Annotated in this window: 24 protein-coding genes and 1 pseudogene; 13 read left to right on the top strand and 12 right to left on the bottom strand. The window is 72.0% G+C overall.

The annotated features are described in order from the left end of the window. Positions 1-65: 65 nt before the first annotated feature. Both M8C13_RS05850 and M8C13_RS05845 read right to left on the bottom strand, forming a co-directional pair. Positions 66-698, bottom strand: a complete 633-nt coding sequence (locus M8C13_RS05850; protein WP_252479429.1) for a GNAT family N-acetyltransferase — start codon at positions 696-698, stop codon at positions 66-68. Then, entirely contained in the window at positions 695-1,885 is a 1,191-nt protein-coding gene (locus M8C13_RS05845; RefSeq protein ID WP_252479428.1) for a macrolide family glycosyltransferase, read from the bottom strand. Before M8C13_RS05845 ends, M8C13_RS05850 begins: the two co-directional genes overlap by 4 nt. Before the next feature lie 107 nt (positions 1,886-1,992). Between M8C13_RS05845 and M8C13_RS05840 the strand changes: the two genes are divergently transcribed. From M8C13_RS05840 to M8C13_RS05830, 3 genes are all read left to right on the top strand, one after another. After that, positions 1,993-2,568 carry a pyridoxamine 5'-phosphate oxidase family protein gene (locus M8C13_RS05840; protein ID WP_252479427.1) on the top strand — a complete coding sequence of 192 codons (576 nt, stop codon included), beginning with the start codon at positions 1,993-1,995 and terminating at the stop codon, positions 2,566-2,568. Positions 2,569-2,613: 45 nt separating this feature from the next. Next, positions 2,614-3,810 carry an MFS transporter gene (locus tag M8C13_RS05835; RefSeq protein ID WP_252479426.1) on the top strand — a complete coding sequence of 399 codons (1,197 nt, stop codon included), beginning with the start codon at positions 2,614-2,616 and terminating at the stop codon, positions 3,808-3,810. A 145-nt stretch (positions 3,811-3,955) separates the two neighbouring features. Further along, positions 3,956-5,347 carry a DUF1996 domain-containing protein gene (locus M8C13_RS05830; RefSeq protein WP_252479425.1) on the top strand — a complete coding sequence of 464 codons (1,392 nt, stop codon included), beginning with the start codon at positions 3,956-3,958 and terminating at the stop codon, positions 5,345-5,347. 10 nt (positions 5,348-5,357) lie between these two features. Here the strand turns inward: M8C13_RS05830 and M8C13_RS45315 are convergent, their stop codons facing one another. After that, on the bottom strand, positions 5,358-7,484 hold the full coding sequence (locus M8C13_RS45315) for a YibE/F family protein (RefSeq protein ID WP_308202768.1): 2,127 nt from the start codon (positions 7,482-7,484) through the stop codon (positions 5,358-5,360). Positions 7,485-7,561: 77 nt separating this feature from the next. On the opposite strand from M8C13_RS45315, the gene nudC reads away from it, so the two are divergent. Continuing rightward, positions 7,562-8,482 (top strand): NAD(+) diphosphatase, encoded by a 921-nt coding sequence (gene nudC / locus M8C13_RS05820; RefSeq protein ID WP_252479424.1) that lies wholly within the window; start codon positions 7,562-7,564, stop codon positions 8,480-8,482. After that, complete coding sequence (locus tag M8C13_RS05815; RefSeq protein ID WP_252479423.1) at positions 8,475-9,401, top strand: phosphotransferase; 927 nt, start codon at positions 8,475-8,477, stop codon at positions 9,399-9,401. Before nudC ends, M8C13_RS05815 begins: the two co-directional genes overlap by 8 nt. On the opposite strand, the gene M8C13_RS05810 is transcribed toward M8C13_RS05815, so the two are convergent. Both M8C13_RS05810 and M8C13_RS05805 read right to left on the bottom strand, forming a co-directional pair. Next, on the bottom strand, positions 9,398-10,165 hold the full coding sequence (locus tag M8C13_RS05810; protein WP_252479422.1) for a MerR family transcriptional regulator: 768 nt from the start codon (positions 10,163-10,165) through the stop codon (positions 9,398-9,400). The two genes, M8C13_RS05815 and M8C13_RS05810, sit on opposite strands and share 4 nt — an antisense overlap. Before the next feature lie 230 nt (positions 10,166-10,395). Beyond that, positions 10,396-11,349: a YafY family protein gene (locus tag M8C13_RS05805; protein WP_252479421.1), complete on the bottom strand. Its 954-nt coding sequence runs from the start codon at positions 11,347-11,349 to the stop codon at positions 10,396-10,398. 92 nt (positions 11,350-11,441) lie between these two features. Here M8C13_RS05805 and M8C13_RS05800 point away from each other — a divergent pair, with 92 nt between their 5' ends. Further along, positions 11,442-12,158: an alpha/beta fold hydrolase gene (locus M8C13_RS05800; RefSeq protein WP_252479420.1), complete on the top strand. Its 717-nt coding sequence runs from the start codon at positions 11,442-11,444 to the stop codon at positions 12,156-12,158. A gap of 142 nt (positions 12,159-12,300) precedes the next feature. Here the strand turns inward: M8C13_RS05800 and M8C13_RS05795 are convergent, their stop codons facing one another. After that, complete coding sequence (locus M8C13_RS05795; protein WP_252479419.1) at positions 12,301-12,522, bottom strand: hypothetical protein; 222 nt, start codon at positions 12,520-12,522, stop codon at positions 12,301-12,303. A gap of 197 nt (positions 12,523-12,719) precedes the next feature. On the opposite strand from M8C13_RS05795, the gene M8C13_RS05790 reads away from it, so the two are divergent. The 3 genes from M8C13_RS05790 to M8C13_RS05780 are packed head-to-tail and all read left to right on the top strand — an operon-like array spanning position 12,720 to position 15,662. Next, positions 12,720-14,237, top strand: a complete 1,518-nt coding sequence (locus M8C13_RS05790; protein ID WP_252479418.1) for a peptide deformylase — start codon at positions 12,720-12,722, stop codon at positions 14,235-14,237. Between the two features lie 19 nt (positions 14,238-14,256). After that, positions 14,257-15,192 carry an aminoglycoside phosphotransferase family protein gene (locus M8C13_RS05785; RefSeq protein ID WP_252479417.1) on the top strand — a complete coding sequence of 312 codons (936 nt, stop codon included), beginning with the start codon at positions 14,257-14,259 and terminating at the stop codon, positions 15,190-15,192. Then, positions 15,192-15,662, top strand: coding sequence for a hypothetical protein (locus tag M8C13_RS05780; RefSeq protein WP_252479416.1), 471 nt, complete (start codon positions 15,192-15,194; stop codon positions 15,660-15,662). Before M8C13_RS05785 ends, M8C13_RS05780 begins: the two co-directional genes overlap by 1 nt. On the opposite strand, the gene M8C13_RS05775 is transcribed toward M8C13_RS05780, so the two are convergent. The 5 genes and pseudogenes from M8C13_RS05775 to M8C13_RS05760 form a co-directional block, all read right to left on the bottom strand. Further along, on the bottom strand, positions 15,659-16,078 hold the full coding sequence (locus tag M8C13_RS05775) for an ATP-binding protein (RefSeq protein WP_252479415.1): 420 nt from the start codon (positions 16,076-16,078) through the stop codon (positions 15,659-15,661). The two genes, M8C13_RS05780 and M8C13_RS05775, sit on opposite strands and share 4 nt — an antisense overlap. A gap of 38 nt (positions 16,079-16,116) precedes the next feature. Beyond that, entirely contained in the window at positions 16,117-16,338 is a 222-nt protein-coding gene (locus M8C13_RS05770) for a hypothetical protein (protein WP_252479414.1), read from the bottom strand. A gap of 139 nt (positions 16,339-16,477) precedes the next feature. Beyond that, a pseudogene (locus tag M8C13_RS45730) lies at positions 16,478-16,852 on the bottom strand (DUF6542 domain-containing protein); the annotation flags it as partial. Then, a complete protein-coding gene (locus M8C13_RS05765; RefSeq protein ID WP_252479413.1) occupies positions 16,842-18,059 on the bottom strand; it encodes an LCP family protein in 1,218 nt (405 codons plus the stop codon). The gene M8C13_RS05765 and the pseudogene M8C13_RS45730, both read right to left, overlap by 11 nt. Positions 18,060-18,064: 5 nt before the next feature. Then, the gene (locus M8C13_RS05760; RefSeq protein ID WP_252479412.1) at positions 18,065-18,817 is read right to left on the bottom strand and encodes a polysaccharide deacetylase family protein; all 753 of its coding nucleotides are present in this window, start codon (positions 18,815-18,817) and stop codon (positions 18,065-18,067) included. A gap of 179 nt (positions 18,818-18,996) precedes the next feature. On the opposite strand from M8C13_RS05760, the gene M8C13_RS05755 reads away from it, so the two are divergent. From M8C13_RS05755 to M8C13_RS05745, 3 genes are read left to right on the top strand one after another with little or no spacing between them, the layout of a single operon-like run. Then, entirely contained in the window at positions 18,997-19,557 is a 561-nt protein-coding gene (locus M8C13_RS05755) for a hypothetical protein (protein WP_252479411.1), read from the top strand. Next, positions 19,554-20,228 (top strand): two-component system response regulator CseB, encoded by a 675-nt coding sequence (gene cseB / locus M8C13_RS05750; RefSeq protein ID WP_252479410.1) that lies wholly within the window; start codon positions 19,554-19,556, stop codon positions 20,226-20,228. The genes M8C13_RS05755 and cseB overlap by 4 nt, the downstream gene beginning before the upstream one ends. A gap of 5 nt (positions 20,229-20,233) precedes the next feature. Continuing rightward, positions 20,234-21,481 carry a HAMP domain-containing sensor histidine kinase gene (locus M8C13_RS05745; protein WP_252479409.1) on the top strand — a complete coding sequence of 416 codons (1,248 nt, stop codon included), beginning with the start codon at positions 20,234-20,236 and terminating at the stop codon, positions 21,479-21,481. Here the strand turns inward: M8C13_RS05745 and M8C13_RS05740 are convergent. Next, positions 21,446-22,144: an MSMEG_4193 family putative phosphomutase gene (locus M8C13_RS05740; RefSeq protein ID WP_252479408.1), complete on the bottom strand. Its 699-nt coding sequence runs from the start codon at positions 22,142-22,144 to the stop codon at positions 21,446-21,448. The genes M8C13_RS05745 and M8C13_RS05740 overlap by 36 nt on opposite strands. Before the next feature lie 93 nt (positions 22,145-22,237). On the opposite strand from M8C13_RS05740, the gene M8C13_RS05735 reads away from it, so the two are divergent. Further along, positions 22,238-22,552: a hypothetical protein gene (locus M8C13_RS05735; protein ID WP_252479407.1), complete on the top strand. Its 315-nt coding sequence runs from the start codon at positions 22,238-22,240 to the stop codon at positions 22,550-22,552. Positions 22,553-22,561: the final 9 nt, after the last annotated feature.

The following is a 22,561-nucleotide window of genomic DNA, read 5'->3' as shown; positions in this document are numbered from 1 at the left end:
CCGCCTTGTTAATTAACCGATGGGTTGAATGTAGCGCGGGTCACCACCGGGGGCAAACGCGCTGGTCAGGAGGTGCGGCGGGCGGCGGTGACCGGGGAGTGGGTGGTCCAGCCGAGGGCGCGGTAGAGGCCGTGGCCGTCCGTGGTGGCCACCAGCACGGCCCGGCTCGCACCCCGGTCCAGGGCCTGCGCGCCGAGCCGGTCCATCACGATCCGGCCCAGGCCGCGCCGCCGGTGCGCGGGCGCGGTCTCCACCTGGTCGATGACCGCGGCGGCGCCGGCCAGCCCGATCCGGCCGCTGGCCGCGAGCTCGCCGTCGTCCGCGCGCAGCCGCACGTCGACGACCTCCCCGTTCCCCGCCACCTCGACCGTATAAGAGGTCGGCAGCGGTGGCCGCGACTGGAGGGCGGTGCTCATCAGGAACTCCGGCGCGCCGACTGACCAGTGCGGCGACAGGCAGGCGGCCACCTGTTCGGGCGGGCCGCACACCTTCAGCCAGTTGTCCACAGTGGACAGCCGATCGGCCAGTGCCCGCACGGTGTCCGGGTCGAACTCCGGCAGCACGTGGCGGGCCAGGTGGCCGGGCCGGTCGACTTGCAGCCGGTAGCCCTCGGGCACCGCGACCGGCGGTGCCACGTCCCGGCAGCGCGCCCAGCCGTGCACCCAGTCCCGCACCAGCTCGCCGATCGCCTCGCTCACAACAGCTCCTCCACCACGTCCGCGGCCGCCATCGCGCCACCGGCGGCCTGCGAGCGCTTACGATACGCGGCAACGCGTTTGGCCATCGCGCCGTCGGCGACCACCGCCAGTGCGGCCTCGCGCAGACTCGCCGCGGTCACCTCCTCCGGCGCGAGCTGACGACCAAGGCCGAGTGCCTCGATCCGGTCGGCGTTGACCCGCTGTTCGGCCATCTGCGGCACCGCCAGCAACGGCACGCCCAGGTGCAGTCCCTCCATCGTGGAGCCCATGCCCGCGTGCGTGACGAACAGGTCGACCTGTTCCAGCACGGAGAGTTGCGGCACGAACTCGTGCACCTCCACGTTGGCGGGAACTTCACCGAGGGCGGCGCGCTCGACCTGATCGCCGATGGCCAGCACCACGTGGATGGGCAGTCCAGCGAAGGCGGCCAGGCAGGTGCGGAAGAACTCCGGCCGCCGGTTGTAGGCGGTGCCGAGTGAGATGAACACCCGTGGCCGCACCGAGTTCGGCGGTTCCCACTCCCCCTGGAAGGACCGCTGACCCAGGCAGGGCCCGACGAAGCGGTAACGCGCGGAGAAGGTCTCCCCCGCGGGCTGGAACTCCCTGGGCACGAAGACCAGGTGCCGCGTGCTGAGCGAGTCGTCGAACAGCCCGCCGAAGTCGAAGCGCGCTTTCCGTTGTGCGGCAAGGGCACTGAGCCTGCCCAGCACCTCGGTGAAACCGGGGTGGCCGGGGTCGAACTGGACGTGCTCATCGGTCATGGACCAGTGTTCGTTGCTGACCAGCGACGGGCAGCTCTGCACCGTCGGCACGCCCCAGCGGTCGCCGAGGAACGGGCCGACCCAGCGCAGCAGCTGCATGCCGTCGTAGAGCACCAGGTCGGGCTCGTCGCCGGCGAATGCCTGCTCCAGCACCGGCAACTGGGTCTCGGTCTCGGTGACACCCAGGCCCATCAGCCGGATGATCTCCTCGCCGGTGAAGTCCGGCGGGTCCTCATCGCCCCAGGACTCCTCGATGACAGACCGGTAGACCACCGGCTCCGCGCCCGCCTCGGCGACCCTGGGCGCGTAGTCCTTGGTGGTGGCGAAGCTGATCCGGTGCCCGCGCGCGCTCAGTTCGCTGACCACGCCGAGCAGGGGGTTGACGTGGCCCGCCGCGCCGGGGGCGAGACAGAGGATGTGCGCCATCGAGGTTCCTCCCCAGGAAAAAGTGATATCACAATGCTAGAGGGTCCTCCGGCTTCCCGGCAACCGGCGTCAGCGGATTGCCAGTGGCGGCGGCCAGACTGCCGATCATGGGGAGGAACTATGACGGGATCGAGGACAGGCTGCGCGCGTTCATCGCCGAGCAGCCGGTGTTCTTCGTGGCCACGGCGCCGCTGTCCGGCTCGGGGCACGTGAACCTCTCACCCAAGGGACGGGCCGGGTCGCTGCGGGTGCTGGACGAGCGCACGCTGGCCTTCCTGGACTTCGGCGGCAGCCACGCCGAGACCATCGCGCACCTGCGGGAGAACGGGCGGATCACGTTGATGTGGTGCGCCTTCAGCGGTCCGCCGATGGTGCTGCGGGTGCACGGCCACGGCGAGCCGGTCTTCCGCGACGACCCGCGCTTCGCCGACCTGGTGGCCGGTTTTGGCGAGGCGGACGGACCGGGGCTGCGTGCGGTGATCTTGGTGGCGGTGCAGCGGGTCAGCGACAGCTGCGGGTTCGCGGTGCCGCTGCTGGACTACCGGGCCGAGCGCACGCTGCACGCGCAGTACTTCGGACGCCGCTCCGACACCGACTTCGCCGCCTACTGCGAGAAGGTGCCGACCAACGGCACCAGCATCGACGGGCTGCCCGCGCTGCCGTTGCCGCTGCCCCCGCGCTGATCACATCCCCACGACCAGGGGGCTGACGGGTGGCAGGCTCGCGGCATGCCGGTGACCCCGTTCCGCCGCCTGCTGGGCACCACCGCGCTGTCGGACTCCGCGACCGGGGTGGTGGTCGTGGCCGGCACGCTGATCGCGGAGTCGGCGACCGGTTCGCCGCTGGCAGTGGCCGCGGTGAGCACGGCGGGCAGCCTGCCGTGGCTGCTGTTCGCGGTGCCGGCCGGGGTGCTGGTGGACGCCACGGATCGACGACGACTGCTCCGATTGGCCCAACTGGGTCGCGGTCTGGTATTGCTAGTAGCCGGGTTGTTGCTCAGCGCCGGGCTCTCACCGGTACCGGTGCTGGTGGTCTCGGTCTTCCTGGCCGTGTGCCTGCAACTGCTGGCCGACACCGCGGCCGAGGTGACCGTGCCGGAGCTGGTTCCTCCGGAGAAGCTGACCGGCGCCAATGGTGCGATGTCGGTGGCCACCCGGCTTTCCCAGCAGGCGCTGGGACCGGCGGTGGCCGGTCTGGCGGCGAGCCTCGCGATCGGGTTGCCCGCGCTGGCCGCCGGCATCGCCTGCCTGGCCGCGGCGTTGCTGCTGCGCGGGATTCCGCTGCCCTCGGCGCCGGCACGGCGCAGCGGGGCGGGCCTGCGTGGTGGGCTGGCTCCGGTGCTGCGGCAGCCGATCCTGCTGGTGCTCTTCGCGGTCAGCGGGACGGCCATGGCGGCCTACGCGGCGTTCCTGATCGTCTTCCTCGGCTACGCCCGCGGCCCGCTGGGTTTGACCGCGACCGGCTACGGGTTGCTGCTGGGGGCGAGCGGGGTCGGCGCGGCCGTGGGGTCGCTGCTGTCCGGACGCGGCGAGCGGCTGTGCGGCCGGGCACGGTTGCTGCGGCTGACCAGACTCGGCTGGGCGGTGTTCTTCGCCGCGCCGCTGGTCCTCTCCGGCTGGACGCTGGGGGTGGTGATGACGGCGGCCAGCGTGCTGGGCGGCATGTGGCAGGCGGTGGCGATGTCGGTGAGGCAGCGCACCGCGCCGCGGGCGGAGCTGGGCCGGGTCGGCGGCGCGTTCCGGATGATCAACTACGGCAGCACGCCGATCGGTGCGGCACTGGGCGGACTGCTGGGCGTGCTGGCCCCGCCCGCCGCGGTGTTCGCCGGGTGCGCGGTGCTGATGCTGGTGACCATCCTGCCGTTGCGGCGGTGGGTCTCCGCGGAGCAGCTGGCGGCGGCCGAGGAACGCGCCCGTATCGAATAACGTTTTGATAACGCGGGGCAAATGGGTGAGCTTCGGCTGGTTCCGACCCGTATTTCCCATGTCGGGTTCACGGGTGCCTCGGAATCCCGGCGAAGTACGGCACACGCATGCCTTTCACGCACCTTGACCTGTGAGGTGACCTCGCATGGCCTTGCACAGACTCCCGTCCCGACGGGCCGCTTTCCTCGCCGCGTTCATCACGATGACGCTGCTCGCCGGGGTGGTCGCGGTGATCACCTCCTCGGTGCAGCCGGGCTCGGCGCTGGCTGACGGACAGGGGCCGAAAGACCAGTACGTCGACATCCGAACGGTCAGACCGAACGTCCGCACCCCGAGAGGAGAGAACGACGCGACCAGGGGCACGTTCACCGTGGATTGCGGCCGCAACGAGAACGGCCACTTCAATCCGGACAACTTCATCGCCCAGCCCGGTGTGCGCAATGGCGCCGAGCACCTGCACGACTATGTCGGAAACCTGTCCACCGATGCCGACTCCACGAATGAGAGCCTGAAACGGGCGGGCACGACCTGCAAGAACGGCGACAAGTCGACCTACTTCTGGCCGGTGGTGCGCATCGACCGCGGCGAAGACGTGCAGAACCCCAAGGGTCAGCGCGGCGGCACCGGCGGCCCTCAGGTCAAGAAGGACGTGGTGAGCTGCCCCGATGTGGCCAGCAAGCTGACGGACGTGCCGGATGAGTCCCAGCCGGAGGTCGAGAAGCGCCTCGACGAGCTCGACCGGCAGATCGAGGAGGCCATCGAGCGGCTGCGCGGGGTGGACCCGGCCAACGAGGAACAGGTGCAGAAGGAGGTGATCGAGCCGCTGACCCAGCTGCGCGCGGTGGTCATCGAGGCTATCCGGCAGGTGGTCTCGCAAAGCGGTCAGCAGCCGGAGACGGCCGGGCTGGAGCGGTGTGAGGTCAAGCAGGACAACGCCGAGGTCTTCGAGTCGCCCAAGGCGAGCCTGCTGGATGCCGACGGCAACAACGAGCTGCCCGGCAACGCCGGGGAGATCCAGCGGCCGGAGGTGGTGGACCTGACCTTCCGCGGCAGTCCCACCGGCAAGGTCACCGCGATGCCGCGGTTCCTGCGCATCCTCTACGGCGATGCCAAGGTCTCCACCAATGGCACCAAGAACGCCCGCGCCTCCTGGACCTGCACCGGCTTCGAGAACCGGTTGATCAACAAGTATCCGATCTGTCCGCAGGGCAGCAAGGTCAAGCGGGTGCACGACTTCCCGAGCTGCTGGGACGGCCGCAACATCGACAGCCGGAACCACCGCGACCACATCCAGTTCCCGGACGCGAACTCCGGGCGTTGCCCGCGGGGCACGCGGGCGGTGCCGCAGCTGCGGATCTCCTTGACCTACAACATTCCCCTGGACATCCAGCAGCAGCGCCGGTACGCGGTGGACTCCTTCCCGGAGGAGGCGCACAACCCCTTCTCCGACCACGACGACTTCGCCAACGTCATGTCGCAGTCGATCATGAACCGGGTGGTCAACTGCATCAACAAGAACAAGCGCTGCCGGGAGTGAGCTTCCCGCATCAGTCGCGCCGGTGCCGGGGCCGGTGCGTCGGTCCCGGGTGATCGGGTGCGGGCTGGTCGGGTTGGGGCGATCCCCACTGCTGCGAGGGCGGCGGTGGGGGTCGCCGCGCGTCGGGGGCCGGGCGGGGTTCGGCGGGGGGTGGCTCGGCGGGGTCGGGCAGTGGGGTGGGGCGGATCGGGCGAGGTGGGGCGGGGGTCGGCCACTGGCCGGTGGTGAAGGCGCGGTTCGGGTCCGGGTCGGGGTTCGGGCCGGGGTTCGGGCCGGGGTTGGGGGCGGGCCATTGGCCGGAACTGGGATTGAGTGCTGGGGCTGGGCCAGGGACAGGCCATCGGCCGGAGCCGGGATTGAGGACTGGGTCCGGGCCAGGGGCGGGCCACCGGCCGGAGCCAGGGTTGAGTGCCGGGTCTGGGCCGGGGTTGAGTGCCGGGTCAGGGTCAGGGGCTGGGCCGGGGACGGGCCACTGGCCGGAGTTGGGGGCTGGGCCGGGGGCGGGCCGCCGGTCGGAGCCGGGGTAGAAGGCTGGAGCCGGGGATGGGCTGGGAACAGGCCACTGGCCGGAGCCCGGGTTGAGGGCTGGGTCCAGGGGTGGGCTGGGGACGGGCCAGTGACCGGAGCCGGGGTTGAGGGCCGGGTTCGAGCGCTCGCTGGGGTGCGGCGGTCGGCGGTCGGCGGGGTGGGCAGGCGCGGGGCGGGCGGGGCCGCCGGGTGGGGCTGGTGGGCGCAGGCGGGGGTTGGAGGCGGTGGACGGGGACAGGCGGGGCTGGGTTCCGGTGGCTGGGGGGCGCTGGTGCGCGCCAGCCACCGCGGGCTGGGAACGTGCGGGCTGGGGGCGTGCGGGCTCGGCGGTGGCCTCGGACTCGGGATCGGCCTCGGGCTTGGGTTCTGGGGCGGGTTTGGGGTCGTCGGCTTCCGGGGGGTCGGGGATGGGTTCGCGGACGGCGACCAGGGCGGCGAGCAGGGTGGTGACCGGGACGGCGGCGACCAGGCCGATGCTGCCGACGAGGGTGCGGACGATCTCGGTGGCCAGGTGCTGGGTGGTGGCGATCTCACCGAAGGTGCGGCCGGAGACGGAGAAGGTGATCAGCATTGGCAGGGCGGCGCCGGCGTAGGCCATGAACAGGGTGTTGACCGCCGAGCCGGCGTGGTCGCGGCCGATGCGCAGGCCGGCGGCGTACAGGCGTCGCCAGTTCAGGGCCGGGTTGGCGCGGCGCAGTTCCCACACGGCGCTGGCCTGGGTGACGGTGACGTCGTCGAGCACGCCCAGGGCGCCGATGATGATCCCGGCCAGCAGCAGGCCCTGGGTGTCCACCGGGCGGCCGAGCAGGGTGATCAGGTTGGTGGTGTCCTCGTCCAGGCCGGTCAGGTGGGTCAGGGCGACGAAGGCCGCGCCGAGGAAGCCGATGAGCAGCAGGCTGGCCAGGGTGCCGAGCACGGCGGTGGAGGTCCGGGCGCTGAAGCCGTGGGTCAGGTACAGGGCGGCGAACATGATGATGCCCGCGCCGACCACCGCCACGGCCAGCGGGCTCTTCCCGGCCAGGATCGCCGGCAGCATGAAGTACATCAGCACCAGGAAGCTCAGCGCGAGCGCGCCCAGGGCGGCCAGGCCGCGCCAGCGGGCCAGCACCAGCACGGCCAGGGCGAAGATCGCGGCCAGCACGCCAAGGGGCAGGCCGCGCTGGAAGTCGACCAGCTCGTAGGCGGTGCCCTCGCGCGGGTTGCCCTCGCCGGAGTAGGCCAGCACCACCGCGTCATTGATGGTGAACTTCGGCGCGCTGGGTCCCAGCGGCACCGCCAGGCGCACGGTGGCGCCCGCGCCGGGGCCGTCGGTGAGCTTGACCATGACCGCCTGGCAGGACTCGCCCTGGCCGCCGGAGGGGCAGGGTTCCTGGCTGACCGCGGTGACCTCGGCGTGCACCGGGGTGCGGTTGAGGCCCAGGTCGCCGCCGGTGGCCTGCTTGCTGCCGAAGGGGTAGAGCAGGATGCCGCCGAGCACCGCGGCCAGCGCCAGCGGGGCCAGCAGGGCGGTCAGCAGGGTCCGGACCCGGCGGGAGACGGGCTCGGCCGGGCCGTGACCGTGCCCGTGACCATGGCCGGTGGGTTCACTCGGGCGGGGGCTGGCTGACACGTAATTATCTTGACGGTCGAGTCCACGGACGGTGGAGTTGGCCCCTCACCCCCGACCTGACTCCCTGGAGCCCGCTAGTGCCTGAGCTGGCCATCGCCTACAACGGACTACCTCTGGACCGGGCGGGCGGGCATCGCGGTGACCCGGCGTGGCTGGCGGAGGTGCGCGCCCGGCCGGGCTCGACGGTGCTGCCGCTGTGGCGGGACCGCTGCCTGACCATCGGCGGTGTGCCGGTGGCGCTGCCCGCGGCCACCGGCGAGTCGTGGGCCGGTGCGGAGCCGGTTTTCCTGGCCCTGGACGGCCAGGACGGCCGCTTCGCCGTTGATCTGTCCGATGTGGACGAGGCCGAGGCGCTGCGCCGGACCGGCGCGGAGTCCACTGTGGACATCCGTGCGCTGTTCCCCTCGGTGCCCGCGGCGGAGTCCACGCTGCTGGCCTATGCCAAGGGTCTGCTGCACTGGCACCGCAACCAGCGCTTCTGCGGGACCTGCGGGCACGCCACCGAAGTCCGCGAGGGCGGGCACCTGCGGGTGTGCGGCGCGCCCGGGTGCGCGCGGCTGCTGTTCCCCCGGATCGAACCGGCGGTGATCGTGCTGGTCACCGCCCCCGGCGAGCCCCGGCGCTGCCTGCTCGGGCGGCACCGCGGTGCGGCCGAGGGCGCGTTCTCCACGCTGGCCGGGTTCGTCGAGATCGGCGAGAGCCTGGAGGACGCGGTGCGCCGGGAGGTCGCCGAGGAGGCCGGAGTCGTGGTGGGGCCGGTGTCCTACCTGGCCTCGCAGGCCTGGCCGTTCCCGGCCGGGCTGATGGTGGGTTTCCACGCCACCGCCCTCGATGAGGCGATCGCGGTGGATGAGGCGGAGCTGGTGGAGGCGCGCTGGTTCACCGCGCAGGAGATCCGGGCGCGGGTGGCCGCGGATCCGGGAGCTTTCAAGTTGGACTCGATCGGACACCACCTGGTGGCGTCCTGGCTGAACGGAGCTGGCGCCGGCCATGGCTGAGTTCTTGACCCCTGAGCAGATCGCCCGCCGCACCGCCGCCGCGGTGGACGCCGCGGTCGCCGCGGGGCGCGAACGCGGGCTGACCGTCACCGACGCGCGGGTGCTGCACGAGGTGTTCTCGGTGGTCGTGCACCTCGCGCCGGCCCCGGTGGTGGCCCGGATGCCGGTCGTGCTGCCGGAGTCTGCCACCGTGCACACCCTGGCGCAGCGGCAGCAGGCCGAGCTGGACGTGACCTGGTGGCTGGACCAGCAAGGCGTACCGGTGATCCCGCCGAGCCCGCTGGTGGCGCGCGAACCCGTGGCGCGGGACGGGTTCTCCATGACGTTCTGGCAGTTCGTCGAGGAGGACCGGAGCGGCGAGCCCGACTACGCGGTCAACGCCGAGAGCACCGCGCGGCTGCATGCCGCGCTGCGCGACTACCCGGGCCGCTTGTCCTACCTGTCGGCGGCCGAACCGGACTTCATCACCGAGGCCCTCACCCAGCTCGAACAGCATCCCGGCCCGATCAGCGCGGCCGATGTGGCGCGGGCGCGCCGGGAGTGGGCGGAGCTGGAGCCGCTGGTGCGGTCGCGGGCGGCCTTCGAGGAGAGGTTCCCCGGCATCGACCTCCAGCCCATCCACGGCGACTCCCCGCCGGCGAACACCTTCGCCGGGGTGGACGGGCCGCGCTATGCCGACTTCGAGCTGGTCACGCTGGGTCCGGTGGAGTGGGACCTGGCCGCGCTCGGCCCCGAGCTGGAAGCCGCCTACAACCGCGGCGCGCGCCGCGAAGGTCTGCGGGAGCTGGATGCGGAGGTCTCGAAGTTCGTCAACGGCGTGGGGGTGCTGCGGGCGATCGCCTTCCTCGCGCTCGCACCGCAGCTACCCGCGCTGGTGGACTACGTGCTGCCGTCCGTGCAGGAGTGGCGGGCCAGTTAGCCCGCCTTGGCGGCGTTGGCCTTGACCGCGTCCCGGATGAACTCGGCCATGCCGGGCCGCTGCCGTTCCGGGCGGACCAGGAAGGCGAACTGCTCCGGTTCGGTGACGTAGCTCTCGGCGATGCTGACCTGCACCGGGTAGGAGCAGTCGAAGAACTTCTTCAGCATGTCCCGGTGCCGCTCGGCCAGGGCCAGCGCGGCAGGGCTGTCCGGGCTGGCGCCGGAGTCCAGCAGCTGCTCCAGCTCGCTGACCCAGGCAGCCACCCGCTCCTGGTCGGCGACCCACTCCTCCTTGGTCATGTTCGCGGCTTTGGGCATGCCCTCCTGCCACTCCTGGGTGTGGCCCCAGCGGGCCTCGGCGCGCTCGGCGTAGCCGGGTTCGGGGCGCCAGTTGCCGAAGACCTCGAACTGCTCTTCCGGGGTCAGTGCGTTGCCCATGGCTCGTGCCTCCATCGTGTGTTCGACGGCCTTGACCATCTGCTGGAGGCGATCGATCCGGTCGGTCAGCAGGGCGTGCTGACGGCGCAGGTGTTCGCGCGGGTCCACGGTCGGGTCGTCCAGCAGGGTCGAGATCTCGTCAAGGGGGAAGCCGAGCTCGCGGTAGAACAGGATCTGCTGGAGCCGGTCCAGGTCCTCCTGCTCGTAGCGGCGGTATCCGGCCAGGGTTCGGCCGCTCGGGCTGAGCAGGCCGATCTCGTCGTAGTGGTGCAGCGTGCGCACCGTGACGCCGGCGAACCGGGACACCTGGCCGACCGAGTAGCTCACCTTCCCCGCTCCTTTCGTTGACGGCTCCGAGCCTGTGGCCTCACGTGGCGTGAGGGTCAAGTGTGCGATCCGGGCGGGGGTTTCTCGCTTCGTGGTGTAACGCTCACGCTGCGCGGAGCGACGAACCTGGCGGTCGGGCGTTGTCCCGGCCAGAAGCCGGTGCCCCGGCGTGGGAAGCTACCCCCCGACTTCCCCGCCGGGGCCGGCTGGATCTCCCCAGCTAGTCCCAGCTAGTCCTCGCTGGCCGCCACGAGCCGCGCCGCGTGTGCCCTGACCTCGGCTTTCAGTTCTTCCGGGTGGTGGATGCGGAAGGGCCAGCCCAGTCCGGCCAGCATCATCGCCATCCCGTCCAGGCGTTCGGCGCGGGTGCGCATCAGCACGCCGTTCTCGGTCTCGGTGAGGGTGGCGGTGGTGGCCGGGACGCGGCGGCTGGCTTCTTCCAGGGTGGTGTGCAGGGTGACCTGAACCTCCCAGGCATACGGCACGCCGGCCAGGGCCTGGGTGACGTGGCCGACCGGGTCGAAGTCGGCGGGCGGGGTGAAGGTCTGCTCGGTGATGGTGACCTCGCGGATGCGGTCCAGGCGGAAGGTGCGCAGGTCGGCGCGGTGGTGGTCGTGGCCGGTGACGTACCAGCGGCCGTGGTGGAAGACCAGGCCGTAGGGGTCGAGCTCGCGGTCGCTGTCCTGGCCCTGGTAGGAGCGGTAGGCCAGGCGGACCCGGCGGCGCCGGCTGGTGGCCTCGCCGAGGGTGAGCAGGGTGCCGGTGCCGGGAGCGCGGGCCTCGCGTGGGACGAGGGTGAAGTCCAGGGCCTCGCGGACCGCGGCGGTGCGCTCGCGCAGCTGGGCGGGCAGCACGCGCTGGAGCTTGGCCAGCGCGCTGTCCACGGCGGGGGCGGTGGCGGCCAGGCCGAGGCGGGCCCCGGCGAGCAGGCCGAGGACAACCGCGACGGCTTCCTCGTCGGTGAACATCAGCGGCGGCAGCTTGTAGCCGGGCAGCAGCCGGTAGCCGCCGTAGCGGCCGCGTTCGGCCTGCACCGGGATGCCGAGCTCGGCCAGGCGGGTGGCGTAGCGGCGCACGGTGCGCTCATCGACCTCCAGGCGGCGGGCCAGCTCGGCGCCGGTGAGCCGGTGGTGGGCCTGGAGCAGTTCCAGCAACGCCAGGATCCGCGTCGTCGGATGTGACACGGGCCACTCCCCTGGTGAATCCGGGCGGATACTGTCCGGATTTGATCCTAGCGTCCTCACCAGCGGAAACAACGACTGGGAGGATGAGAGAAATGGCGAACATCGTGCTGGTGGGCGGGGCATGGCTGGGCGCGTGGGCCTGGCGGGCGGTCACGCCGAGGCTGCGCGAGGCCGGGCACCAGGTGCATGCCGTGACGCTGACCGGTTTCGGCGACCGGGCGCACCTGGGCAGCCCGGAGACGAACCTGTCCGACCACGTCCAGGACGTGATCGCCGCGATCGAGGCCGAGGAGCTGACCGACGTGGTGCTGGTCGGGCACAGCTACGCCGGGGCGGTGGTCACCGTGGTCGCCGACCGCATCCCGCAGCGGCTGGCCAAGGTGATCTACGTGGCCGGGGTGACCCCGCGGCACGGCCAGCGGCTGTTCGACCTGGCCGAGGGCGTGGAGGAGATCATGCAGGCGATGGCCGACGCCGAGGGCCAGGGCTGGCGGATCCCGTTCATCGGCGATGAGATCCTGGACGCCTACTACGGCGAGCACGAACTCACCGGCGAGCACCTGGCCTGGCTGCGCAGGCACGCCGAGGGCGTGCCGATCGCCACCCACCGCGAGGTCATCGAGCTGGCCAGCCCGGACTCCTCGCCGGTGCCGCGGGTGTTCCTGCACTGCACGGGCGACGGCCCGGCGCCCGAGCTGCCCGGCTACGGGCGCGAGTGGGTGCGCGCGGAGATCGGCACCGGCCACTGGCCGATGGCCACCAAGCCGGTCGAGCTGGCGGCGTTGCTCGACCGGCTGGTGGTCGCCTGAGCTGTCCCGGCATGACAGCTCGGAGGGCTCCCGCAGGGAAACGGGGATGAGGTCGTGGTTGCCGAACCGGTGGCGGCCGGGTTGCAGGCCCGGAAAACCCGCCGCCACCGGGGCGGCTTGCCCGCGTAGTGGCTTGTGGCGCCTACGCGGGAGTCCTGGACCAGAACAGCTCGCCGATGCTGAAGTCCGGCACCGCGGCCACGCTGGTCACCGCCAGGGTCTGCATCTGCGCCTGGTCAGGGCCGCTGGCCCAGACCACCCGGTAGCGCCGCAGCTCCCGGTCGTACCGCACCGACACGCTCACCCCCGAACGTGCCGAGAGCAGGGTCGCCAGGCGTCGGGCGCTGCGGGCTCTGCTGCTCATGGTGCTCATTCCGCTGGGAACCGCGCGAAGCACCCTCTGGACTAGTTCCATAACAGAAGCCCTTCCGAACACTCCGCGCGGTCGCTTGTGTGCTATCTGTGGTTAGAGCAGACCAGTGGTGGGCCGGCTAGCGGAAGATGTGCGTGGACTCACGCGCCTCTCACGCCGACTCACGCCTCGGCGGTGGAGGCGGCGGCATGGTGTCTGACGACGAACCCACGAGTGAAGATGTCGCGCACCTGGACGCGTTCATCGCCGAGCTGCGGCGGTGGCGCGATGTGCGCGGTCTTTCCCGGACGGCGCTGGCCAACGCCATGGGCTACAGCCGCTCCTACGTCTCCAAGGTCGAGAGCGCGCACGAGCGGCCGTCCCGGGAGTTCGCCAAGGCCGCCGATGAGGCGTTGCGCGCGGCGGGGGCGCTGCGGCGGGCCTGGCGGGACTACGACAACCACCGCCCGGCGGCGATCCGGCTGGTGCAGCCCAGCCCGGAGTTCGGGGTGGACACCGCCACCGGCTCCAGCCTGCTGGTCGAGCACGACGACGCGGCGCTGCACTTCGACGGCCGCTCCTACCGGGCGACCATGCGGCGCAAGCTGGTCAACTCCGGCACCGAGCCGATCACCCGCTACCTGATCCGGATCGCGGTGGACCGCTATCCGGACAACCCGGAGCAGTCCAACCGGCTCTACCGGGACGACCCGCTGACCTGGGACGAGCTGGAGCTCTCCGCGTGGTGGGGCGAGGGCAGGGCCGAGCCGATGCACTGGGTGGCCCAGCACGACCGGGATGCCTTCAAGGAGGTGTGGCTGCTCTTCGCCAACGACAGCGGCCACTTCCCGCTGTATCCGGGGCAGAGCACCTGGATCGAGTACACCTACGCCGTGCGCGCGGAGAAGTGGGGCCCGTGGTTCCGCCGCGCGGTGCGCCTGCCCACCAAACGGCTGTCGATGCGCCTGGACCTGCCCGCCGAGCTGGAGCCCACGGTGTGGGGGCTGCACACCTCGATGACCGCGGAGGCGATGCCGTTTCGCACCGCCATCGACGAGCGCCGGGAACGCGGCCGCCGGATCTACTCCTGGGCCACCGAGGACCCGCCGCTGCACGCCCGCTACCGCCTCGAATGGCACTTCCGGGCCGCGGCGAAGGTGGAGGAGGTGCGTGCGCAGCGGCCCAGTGAGGTGATGCAGGCCCTGGGCGTGCTGCAGCGCGATGATCCGTTGTTACACCGTCCGGCTCGCCCGTTCGTGCTGCCCGATGAGGCCGAGGACGCACGCCGGGTGCTGCACGAGCTGTGCACCGCGGCCAAGCGGATCTGCCGCGCGCACACCTTCGGCAAGGGCATGGGCCTGGCCGCCAACCAGCTGGGCATCGACCGGGCGGCGGCGCTGGTGCTGCCGCCGGGCAGCGAGGACGTGATCACGCTGCTCAACCCGCGCATCATCGAGATCGGCGACCAGACCGACGAGCAGTACGAGGGCTGCCTGAGCTTTTTCGACGTCAGGGGCCTGGTGACCCGGCCGCTGGCGCTGCACGTGGAGCACCAAGAGCTCTCCGGCGCGCGGCGGATCACCATCTTCAGCCACGGGGTGGCGCGGCTGGTCGCACACGAGGTGGATCACCTGCACGGGGTGCTCTACCCGGAGCGGATGCGCACCGACGCGGAGTCCATCCCGGTGGAGGAGTACAGCGGAACTGGGATGAACTGGGAGTACTAGTTCCTCTACGGTGCCGCCCATGAGCGAACCCGTGTGGTGGCCGCAGGCGCTGGCCTGGATCGAGGACAACCTGGGCGGCCGGGTGCGCACCGGCGAGGTGACCCGGGTGCGGGAGATGCCGTGGTCGACGGTGGCCACCGTGCCGACCGGGACCGGCACGCTGTGGTTCAAGGTCAACGGCCCCGGCCTGCGCTACGAGGCCGGGTTGCTGCGGGCGCTGGGGTCGCTGGCCCCGGAGCGGGTGATCGTCCCGCTGGCGGTGGAGCCGGAGCTGGGCTGGGCGCTGCTGCCCGACGGCGGCACCACGCTGCGGGAGCTGCCGGAGACCGGGCTGGCGGAGTGGGCGCGGATGCTCGGTGAGTACGCCCAGCTGCAGCGCGCCCTGCTGCCGCACTCGGCGGACTTCCTCGGCCTCGGCGTGCCCGACCTCTCCCCCGCCGCGCTGCCCGGGCAGCTGGACCGGCTGCTGGCTGCGCACGGGCTGCCCGAGGTCGCCGCGGCGCGGCCGAGGGTGCTGGAGCTGTGCGCGGAGCTGGCGGAGTCCCGGGTGCCGATGGGGTTGCAGCACGATGACCTGCACGATGCCAACGTGCTGGTCGACGCCGGCGGCCGGTACCGGTTCTTCGACTGGGGCGATGCCAGCGTGGCCCACCCCTTCGGCACACTGCTGGTCTCGCTGCGGGTGGCCTGCAAGAAGTTCGAGCTGGCTCCTGAGGATCCGGAGATCCTGCGGTTGCGGGATGCCTACCTGGAGCCGTGGTCGGACCTGGGCACGCCCGCCGAGCTGGCCCGCACCGCCACCGTGGCCGCCCAACTCGGCGCCATCGGCCGGGCCCTGGCCTGGGAGCGCGCGCTGCACGGGGCGGATGCGGCGGCGCTGGCGGAGTGGGCCGATGCGGTGCCCGGCTGGCTGGGCGAGCTGCTCACCGGCCCGGACCTGGCCGCGCGGCGCTGATGTTCACCGAGACCCCGGGCCCGGAGCTGGCCGCGGCGGCGGTGCGGCTGGGCGTGGCTCCGCTGGAGCGGCTGCCGCTGTGGGCCGCGCACTGGCTGGCCGAGGATCGTGATGGTCCTGACCTGCGCATCCTGGCCGGGATGAGCGGGCAGGACGTGGAGGAGGTCCGGTCGGTGCTGCCCTGGGCGCTGGCCCAGGCCGGCGCGCCGGAGCCGGAGCTCTCGGCGGCCGCGCGAGTGGTGTTCACCGCGGTGGCCCGGCGCTGCGCCGACGGGATCGATGGTGAGGAGCAGGTGCTACTGGCGGTGGAGCGGATCTGCCGGGCCACCGGCTACGCCGATGAGGTGCTCACCGCGCCGCTGGCGCAGGTGCTGGCGGTGGAGGGCGAGTGGCACCACCCCGGTGGTAGGGAGCGGGCGGTGTTGCGCGCGGAGATCCAGGCCGCGGTGAAAGCCCAGCTGGCGGACTAGGCGGCGTCGGTTTGCGGGGTGGGCAGGGTCGCGCGCAGGGTGAGCAGGAAACGGCCGTTGGAGCAGGTGACGTCCAGGCCGGTGACCGCGGTCAGGATCAGCGCCAGGCCACCGCCGTGCGGGCGGCGCAGCGCGGCTGGGCAGAGGTCGGTTGTGGTGGGCAGGAAGCCCTCGCCCTGGTCGCTGACCTGGATCAGCAGTTCGTCCTCGGCCAGGGCGAGGGTGATGCCGACCGCGGCGCGCGGGTCGGCGGCGTTGCCGTGCTGGATGGCGTTGGCCACCGCCTCCCGCACCGCCTGGCCCAGCAGCTGGGCCTGGGCGGGCGGGAACAGGCGGGCCAGCACCGGGGCTATCGCGGCGCCCACCGCGGGTAGCCGGTGTGCGTCGCTGCCGATCTCCAGGCTGAGCACGATCATCGGGGGACCTCCCACGGCGGCGGGAAGCGGATCCAATCTCAACCGCTGCTGCGGAGCCACACCAGCTCCGTGACGTCGAGTTCGGCCACCTCCTCGGCGTACTCGGTAGCCAGCTCGCGCATGGACTCCCGATCAGGACCGCCGCTCCACTGAACCTGGTAGCGGCCGGCTGACCGGTCGTAGCGCACCACCACGTAGGCGCCGGTGCGCGCGGTCAGCAGACTGGCCAGACGACGGGCGTGACGTGCTCGGAGACTCATCGGCGCTCACCCCTTCCCGGCCTTGAGGCAACCATTCCGACCGCCCGCTCCGGGAGGCCGTGCCCGCCTTCACGCGCGTCTCACGCCGGTTCACTGCGCCGAGCGAGGCTTCCCTGACTACGGCGGCGCGCCGAGCCCGGTTCACCCTGCCGAGCACGATCGCGATCACCACAGCTGTGGTGGCGGCCAGCCAGGGGAACACCGAGACCAGCTCGGAGAAGGCGCTGAGCAGCGGTTTCCCCGCCAAGAGGGTGCCTGCCACCACGGCTGCGGTGACCAGTGGCGGTTGCACGGCCACCGCGAACAGGCCACGGGAATCCACCGCGAGGGCGGCGGCCACACAGCCCAGTGCGATCCCGGCCGGGAACAACGCCCCACCGAGCCAGCCGCCGAGGGCGGTCAGGGTGAGGGCGAGCAGGACCGCGGCCCACCAGGGCAGGCGGGGGGAGGCAGGCGGCCGCCGGTGACGGGGGTGGATACCGGCGGCCGCCCGGTCGTGGCGGTCAGTTGACACAGGGGATCCCGGCGGCGTCGATGGGCTGCTGGGCGGTGTTGTTGGCCATCGGCTTGACCCGGCCCACCGGGCCGCCTGCCGGGGTGCCGCCGGGCCTGCCCGCGGCGTTGGCCGGGGTGCCGTCCCCGCCGCCCAGCAGGTCCTGGATGAAGGAGCGGACCTTGGCGGGGTCGACCTCGACCGCGACGCCGTCGCCGGGGGTGGCCAGGTTGGACCGCAGGGTCGGGATGGTGTGGAACTGGATCTTGCCGCCGGAGAGGCCCTGCACCTGCTGGGCGAAACCGAGCAGGTCCCAGCCGGAGTCCAGCACCACCGAGCGGGTCAGCGCGTCGATGAGGTCCTTGACCTTGCCGGGGTCGGTCAGGGTGCCGGCGGAGAGCACCTGGTTGGCCAGTCCGGCCAGGAAGGCCTGCTGGCGGCGCACCCGGTCCAGGTCGCCGCCGGGCAGGCCGTGGCGCTGGCGGACGAACTTCAGCGCGTCCACCCCTTCCAGCACCTGCTTGCCGGCGGGGAAGTTCGCGCCGGAGAAGTCATCGCGCACCGGCTTGTTCAGGCAGACCGGGATGCCGCCGACGGCCTTGGTGATCTCGCTGAAGCCATAGAGGTTGATCTCGGCGAAGTGGTCCACGGTCAGCCCGGTGAGCTTGGCCACGGTGCTGATCAGGTTCTTCCGCCCCGCGGTGACCGACTCCTTGTCCACGGTCGCGGCGTCCTTGCCCTGGCCGCGCAGCTCCTTGGCCTTGGCCAGCTTGGCGCGGGCGTAGGCGGAGTTGAGCTTGTGCTTGCCGAACCCGCCCGCGATGTCCACATAGGAGTCCCGCGGCAGGGAGACGGCGAAGGCCTTCTTGTTCGGATCGGCCGGGACGTGCACCAGCATCATGGTGTCGGTGTTCTGCTCGCCGTTGGCCTCCCCGGCCTGCAGCGCGTCGAGGACCTCGCGGGAGAGCGGGCGGCCCTGGGCGTCGGTGCGGGAGTCCACGCCGACCAGCAGGATGTTGGTGTCGGTGCCGGGCGCCTTGGGCAGCACCGGGTCGCCCTTGTCGTCGGTGATGACGTTGTCGGTGGCCAGGCCCACGGTGGCCTGCCGGTAGGTCAGGTAGCCGGCGGCGGTGGCGGTCAGGGCGGCGACGGAGACCAGCACCAGGCCGGTCTTGCCTATGCCGGAGAGCACCCGGCGGGTCGAGTTGGTGGCTTTGTGCTCGGACATCGGGCTCATTTCAGGTAATCGGTGAGGAGAGCGGGGGTCAGGTTGTTCGCGCGGGCCTGGTCCACGAATGCCTGGACGTCCTGCTCGAAGGTGGTGCGGAAGTGCATGAGCACGATGGAGCCGGGCCGGAACTCGTGCGGCCCGCTGAACTGCACCTTGCCGTTGCTGATCTCCGAGCCCCAGTGCACGACCCACTTGATCCCGGCCTCACCGGCGGCCTTGAGCGTGGTGTCGTCGAAGTTGCCAAACGGCGGCCGGAACAGCGTCGGCCGCGCGCCGAACTCCCGCGCGTAGGTCTCGGAGACCGGGCCGATCTCCGCGCGCTGCTCCTCCAGGGACTTGCCCTTGAGGTTGGGGTGGCTCTCGGTGTGGTTCTCGATCGCGCTGCCGGTGGCATCGCGCAGGCCCTTGTAGAAACCGGGGTCCTGCTTGACGTAAGAGTTGGTCAGGAAGAACGTCGCCTTGACCCCGTTGCGCCGCAGGATGTCGATCATGTCGGGGCGGCGGGTGGCGCCGTCGTCGATGGTCAGGAACACCACCCGGTCCTGGGTGTCGACCTTGTAGACCACCTTGGCCGGCTCCCCGCCCGGCACCGGCCGCGACGCCGGATCCGGCGAGGAGTCCGGCGTGCTCGGTGGCGCGTCACTCGCGACCGGCTCCGGGGTCCCGGCGGTGTTCCGGTTCAGCAGCAACGCCACCACGATCAACGCGAGCACGGCGATGGCCACGTAGCGGAACGGACCGAGACGCTGGAGCATGAGCACAACTCCCCGAAAGTTGTCTGAGCAGGTCGAACTCGACGCTAAGCGGGGATTGACTCGGCTGTCCGACGGTTCTGTAACAGCCACCCGGCACTCCCCCACCAGGCAGGTAACACCCCGTTCGAGGCCGTGTGCCGATGCGGCCACGCCGTGGTTGCCTGGGCACAATGAGCGGCATGCGAGCACGGATCAGCGCCTGGGCGGCCACCGCCGCCCTGCTGGCCGTCACCGGCTGCGCCACCGTCGGCGGAGTCCAGATCGAAGGACCGGCCAGCCAGGTCAAAGCACCCCCGACCAGCCCGCCCACCAGCAGCGGACAGGCCCCCAGCGCCGATGCCATCGCCATCCTGCGCGCCGACCCGCTGGTCGGGGAGAAGATCAAAGCCCAGCTCAAGCCCTGCGGGGACAGCCGCTACCCGGTCGACGTCCGCTTCGACGACCTCACCGGTGACGGCAACCCCGAGCTGATCGCCTCGGTGCGCGCCTGCTCCGGCAGCCAGGCCGCCCCCTATGCCACCCGCGGCGTGCTGGGCAACTACATCTACGAGCTCACCGCCACCCCGGCCAAACGACTCTTCGGCTCCGAGGACCCCGGCGGCGGCATCAAGGTCGAACCCGGCATCGGGTTCGTGCTCAGCCACCCGGTCTACGAACCGGCCGACCGCAGCTGCTGCCCCAGCGGCGCCGAGGCCACCGTCTACCGCTGGACCGGCACCGTCTTCGAGGAGTACAAGTGAGCGGCTTGCACGTGCTGCTGGTCGAGGACGACGACGTCATCCGCGAGGCCACCCAGCTGACCCTGGAACGCGACGGCTTCACCGTCACCGTGGCCGCCGACGGCCTCACCGGCCTGGCCGCCTACCGCCAGGACCGCCCCGACGTCGCCCTGCTCGACATCATGCTGCCCGGCCTCAACGGCGTCAGCCTCTGCCGCCAGATCCGCGAGGAGGGCCCCACCCCGGTGATCATGATGTCCGCCCGCTCCGACCCCGTCGACGTCGTCCTCGGCCTGGAAGCAGGCGCCGATGACTACGTCACCAAACCCTTCGACTCCACCGTGCTGGTCGCCCGCATCCGCGCGGTGGCCCGCCGCATGGTCCGCGCCGGACGCGAGCCCGAGGACACCGTGCTGCGCTTCGGCGAGTTGGAGATCCACAAACACGGCCTGGAAGTCCGGCTGGCCGGCCAGCCGGTCGAGCTGACCCCCACCGAACTGCGCCTGCTGCTCTGCTTCGCCGAGTCCCCCGGCAGCGTCCTGACCCGCGACGTGCTGCTGGAACAGGTCTGGGACTACCAGTGGGGCGGGGACTCCCGCGTGGTCGACGTGCACGTCCAGCGCCTGCGGGTCAAGATCGGCCAGGACCGCATCGAGACCGTCCGCGGCTTCGGCTACAAGCTCCGGACCTGAACCCCATGTTCCTCGCCACCCTGCGCTGGCGGCTCAGCGCCGTCATCGCCGTGGTCAGCGCCCTGGTCGCGATCGCGCTGAGCATCCTGGTGCACACCGAGTTCGAGCGCTCCCAGCTCGCCGACGCCCGCCACCTGCAGGACGAACGCATCCAGCTCGTGCTGCGCGAGTACGGCATGACCGGCACCGCCACCCTCGGCGCCGACCTGGACTCCCCCGAACTGCCCCGCGACCTGCGCGAGGCCGTCCGCGGCGGCCACCGCGCCACCTACCTGCACCGCGAGGGCGGCCAGGCCTGGATCTGGGCCGCGGCCGAAACCGACGGCCGCGTGCTCTCCATCCGCGGCAGCTACGCCGACAAGGACGACGCCCTCGACCAGCTCGACCAGGTCCTGCTCATCGGCTCCGCCGCCGTCGTCGTGCTCGGCACCCTGCTCGGCGTGGTCCTGGGCGCCCGCCTGTCCCGCCGCCTGCGCCTGGCCGCCGCCGCGGCCCGCCAGGTCGCCGACGGCGACACCGAGGTCCGGGTCCGCGACGCCATCGGCACCCGCCCCGCCGACGAGACCGCCGAGCTCGCCCAAGCCGTCGACGCCATGGCCGACGCCCTCCAGGAGCGCCTGGCCGCCGAACAGCGCGTCACCGCCGACATCGCCCACGAGCTGCGCACCCCGGTCACCGGCCTGGTCACCGCCGCCGAACTGCTGCCACCAGGACGACCGGCCGAGATGGTCCGCGACCGGATCAAAGCCCTGCGCGGACTCGTCGAAGACGTCCTGGAAGTCGCCCGCCTGGACACCGCTGCCGAACGGGCCGAACTCACCGAGCTGGACCTGCTCACCTTCGTGCGACGCCGGGTCACCGCCGTGATCCCCGAAGCCGAGGTCAGCGGCGAGTCCGAGACCGTGCTCACCGACCCCCGCCGCCTGGAACGCATCCTGGTCAACCTGCTGCACAACGCCCGCCGCCACGGCCGGCCGCCGATCGAGGTCACCGTCGCCGGCCGCACCCTGCGCGTACGCGACCACGGCCCCGGCTTCGCCCCCGACCTGCTGCGTGACGGACCCAGCCGCTTCCGCACCGGAGCCAGCGACCGGGGCAGCGGCCACGGCCTCGGCCTGACCATCGCACTGGCCCAGACCAAGGTCCTCGGCGGCACCCTCACCCTGACCAACGCCGAAGACGGCGGCGCCCAGGCCACCCTGGAACTGCCCGCAGGCTCAGCCCTCGACGGCGGCGGTCTCCCCGCCGGTTGACCCACCCACCGTGGCGTCCTCGCTCGGTCGCTCCGCCCGCACCAGACCAGCCAGCGGCCCGGAGTCGTTGACCTTCCACACATACGGCCGGTGCTCGGTGTAGTGGATCACCGACACCGACGCCGGGTCCACCAGGATCCGCTGGAAGGAGTCCAGGTGCGAGCCCAGCGCGTCAGCCAGGATCGCCTTGATCACATCGCCGTGGCTGCACGCCACCCAGATCGACTCCGCCCCGTGCTCGGCGCTGATCCGCGCATCGTGCTCCCGGACCGCAGCCACCGCCCGCGCCGACACCGCCGCCAGCCCCTCACCGCTGGGGAACACCGCCGCCGAAGGGTGCTGCTGTACCACCTTCCACAGCGGCTCGGCCAGCAGGTCCTTGATCGCCTTGCCGGTCCAGTCCCCGTAGTCCACTTCGGACAGACGAGGCTCGGTCACCGGCACCAGCTCCCGCGCCGCGGCCAACGGCGCGAGCGTCTCGGCGCACCGCTGCAACGGCGAGGACACGATCCGGGCGATCGGCACCCCGGCGAACCGCTCCACCAAAGCCTCGGCCTGAACCCGGCCGTCCTCGTGCAACCCGACCCCCTCAGCCCGGCCGGCCAGGGTGCCGGCGCCATTGGCCACCGACCGTGCATGCCGCAGAAGGATGAGCGTCGCCACCCCGGCAGCTTACGGGCAGCCAAGGTCAACGGACCGGGTGACCTCCGCCCGTTCCGCGCGCGCCACCCAGCCCGCCCTGTTACGACAGAGCACATGTCCCACACCACGCGCCTGGCCCGCGGCCTGCTCGCCCTGGCCACCCTCAGCGCCCTGTTCGCCGCCCCCGCCGCCGCCACCCCTGCCCCCGCGACCGCACCGGCCTGCGCCGAAGCCGCCGCCGGACCCTGCGTCGACGGCTGCCGCCGCAAGAAGGAGGACGGCCTGCGCAACTGCGACCGCGCCCAGGACAACTGCCTGCGCAACGGCACCGACGCCCGCAAGTGCCGCGAGCAGCGGCTGCGCTGCCGCACCCTGGTCGAGGACAGCCACCGCCGCTGCCTGGCCACCTGCACCCGCCGCAGCGCCTAGACCGCCCCG

This window comes from Crossiella sp. SN42 (genome assembly GCF_023897065.1).
In the GTDB taxonomy this organism is placed as follows: Bacteria; Actinomycetota; Actinomycetes; order Mycobacteriales; family Pseudonocardiaceae; genus Crossiella.
This window is presented reverse-complemented; position numbering and strand designations above follow the sequence as displayed.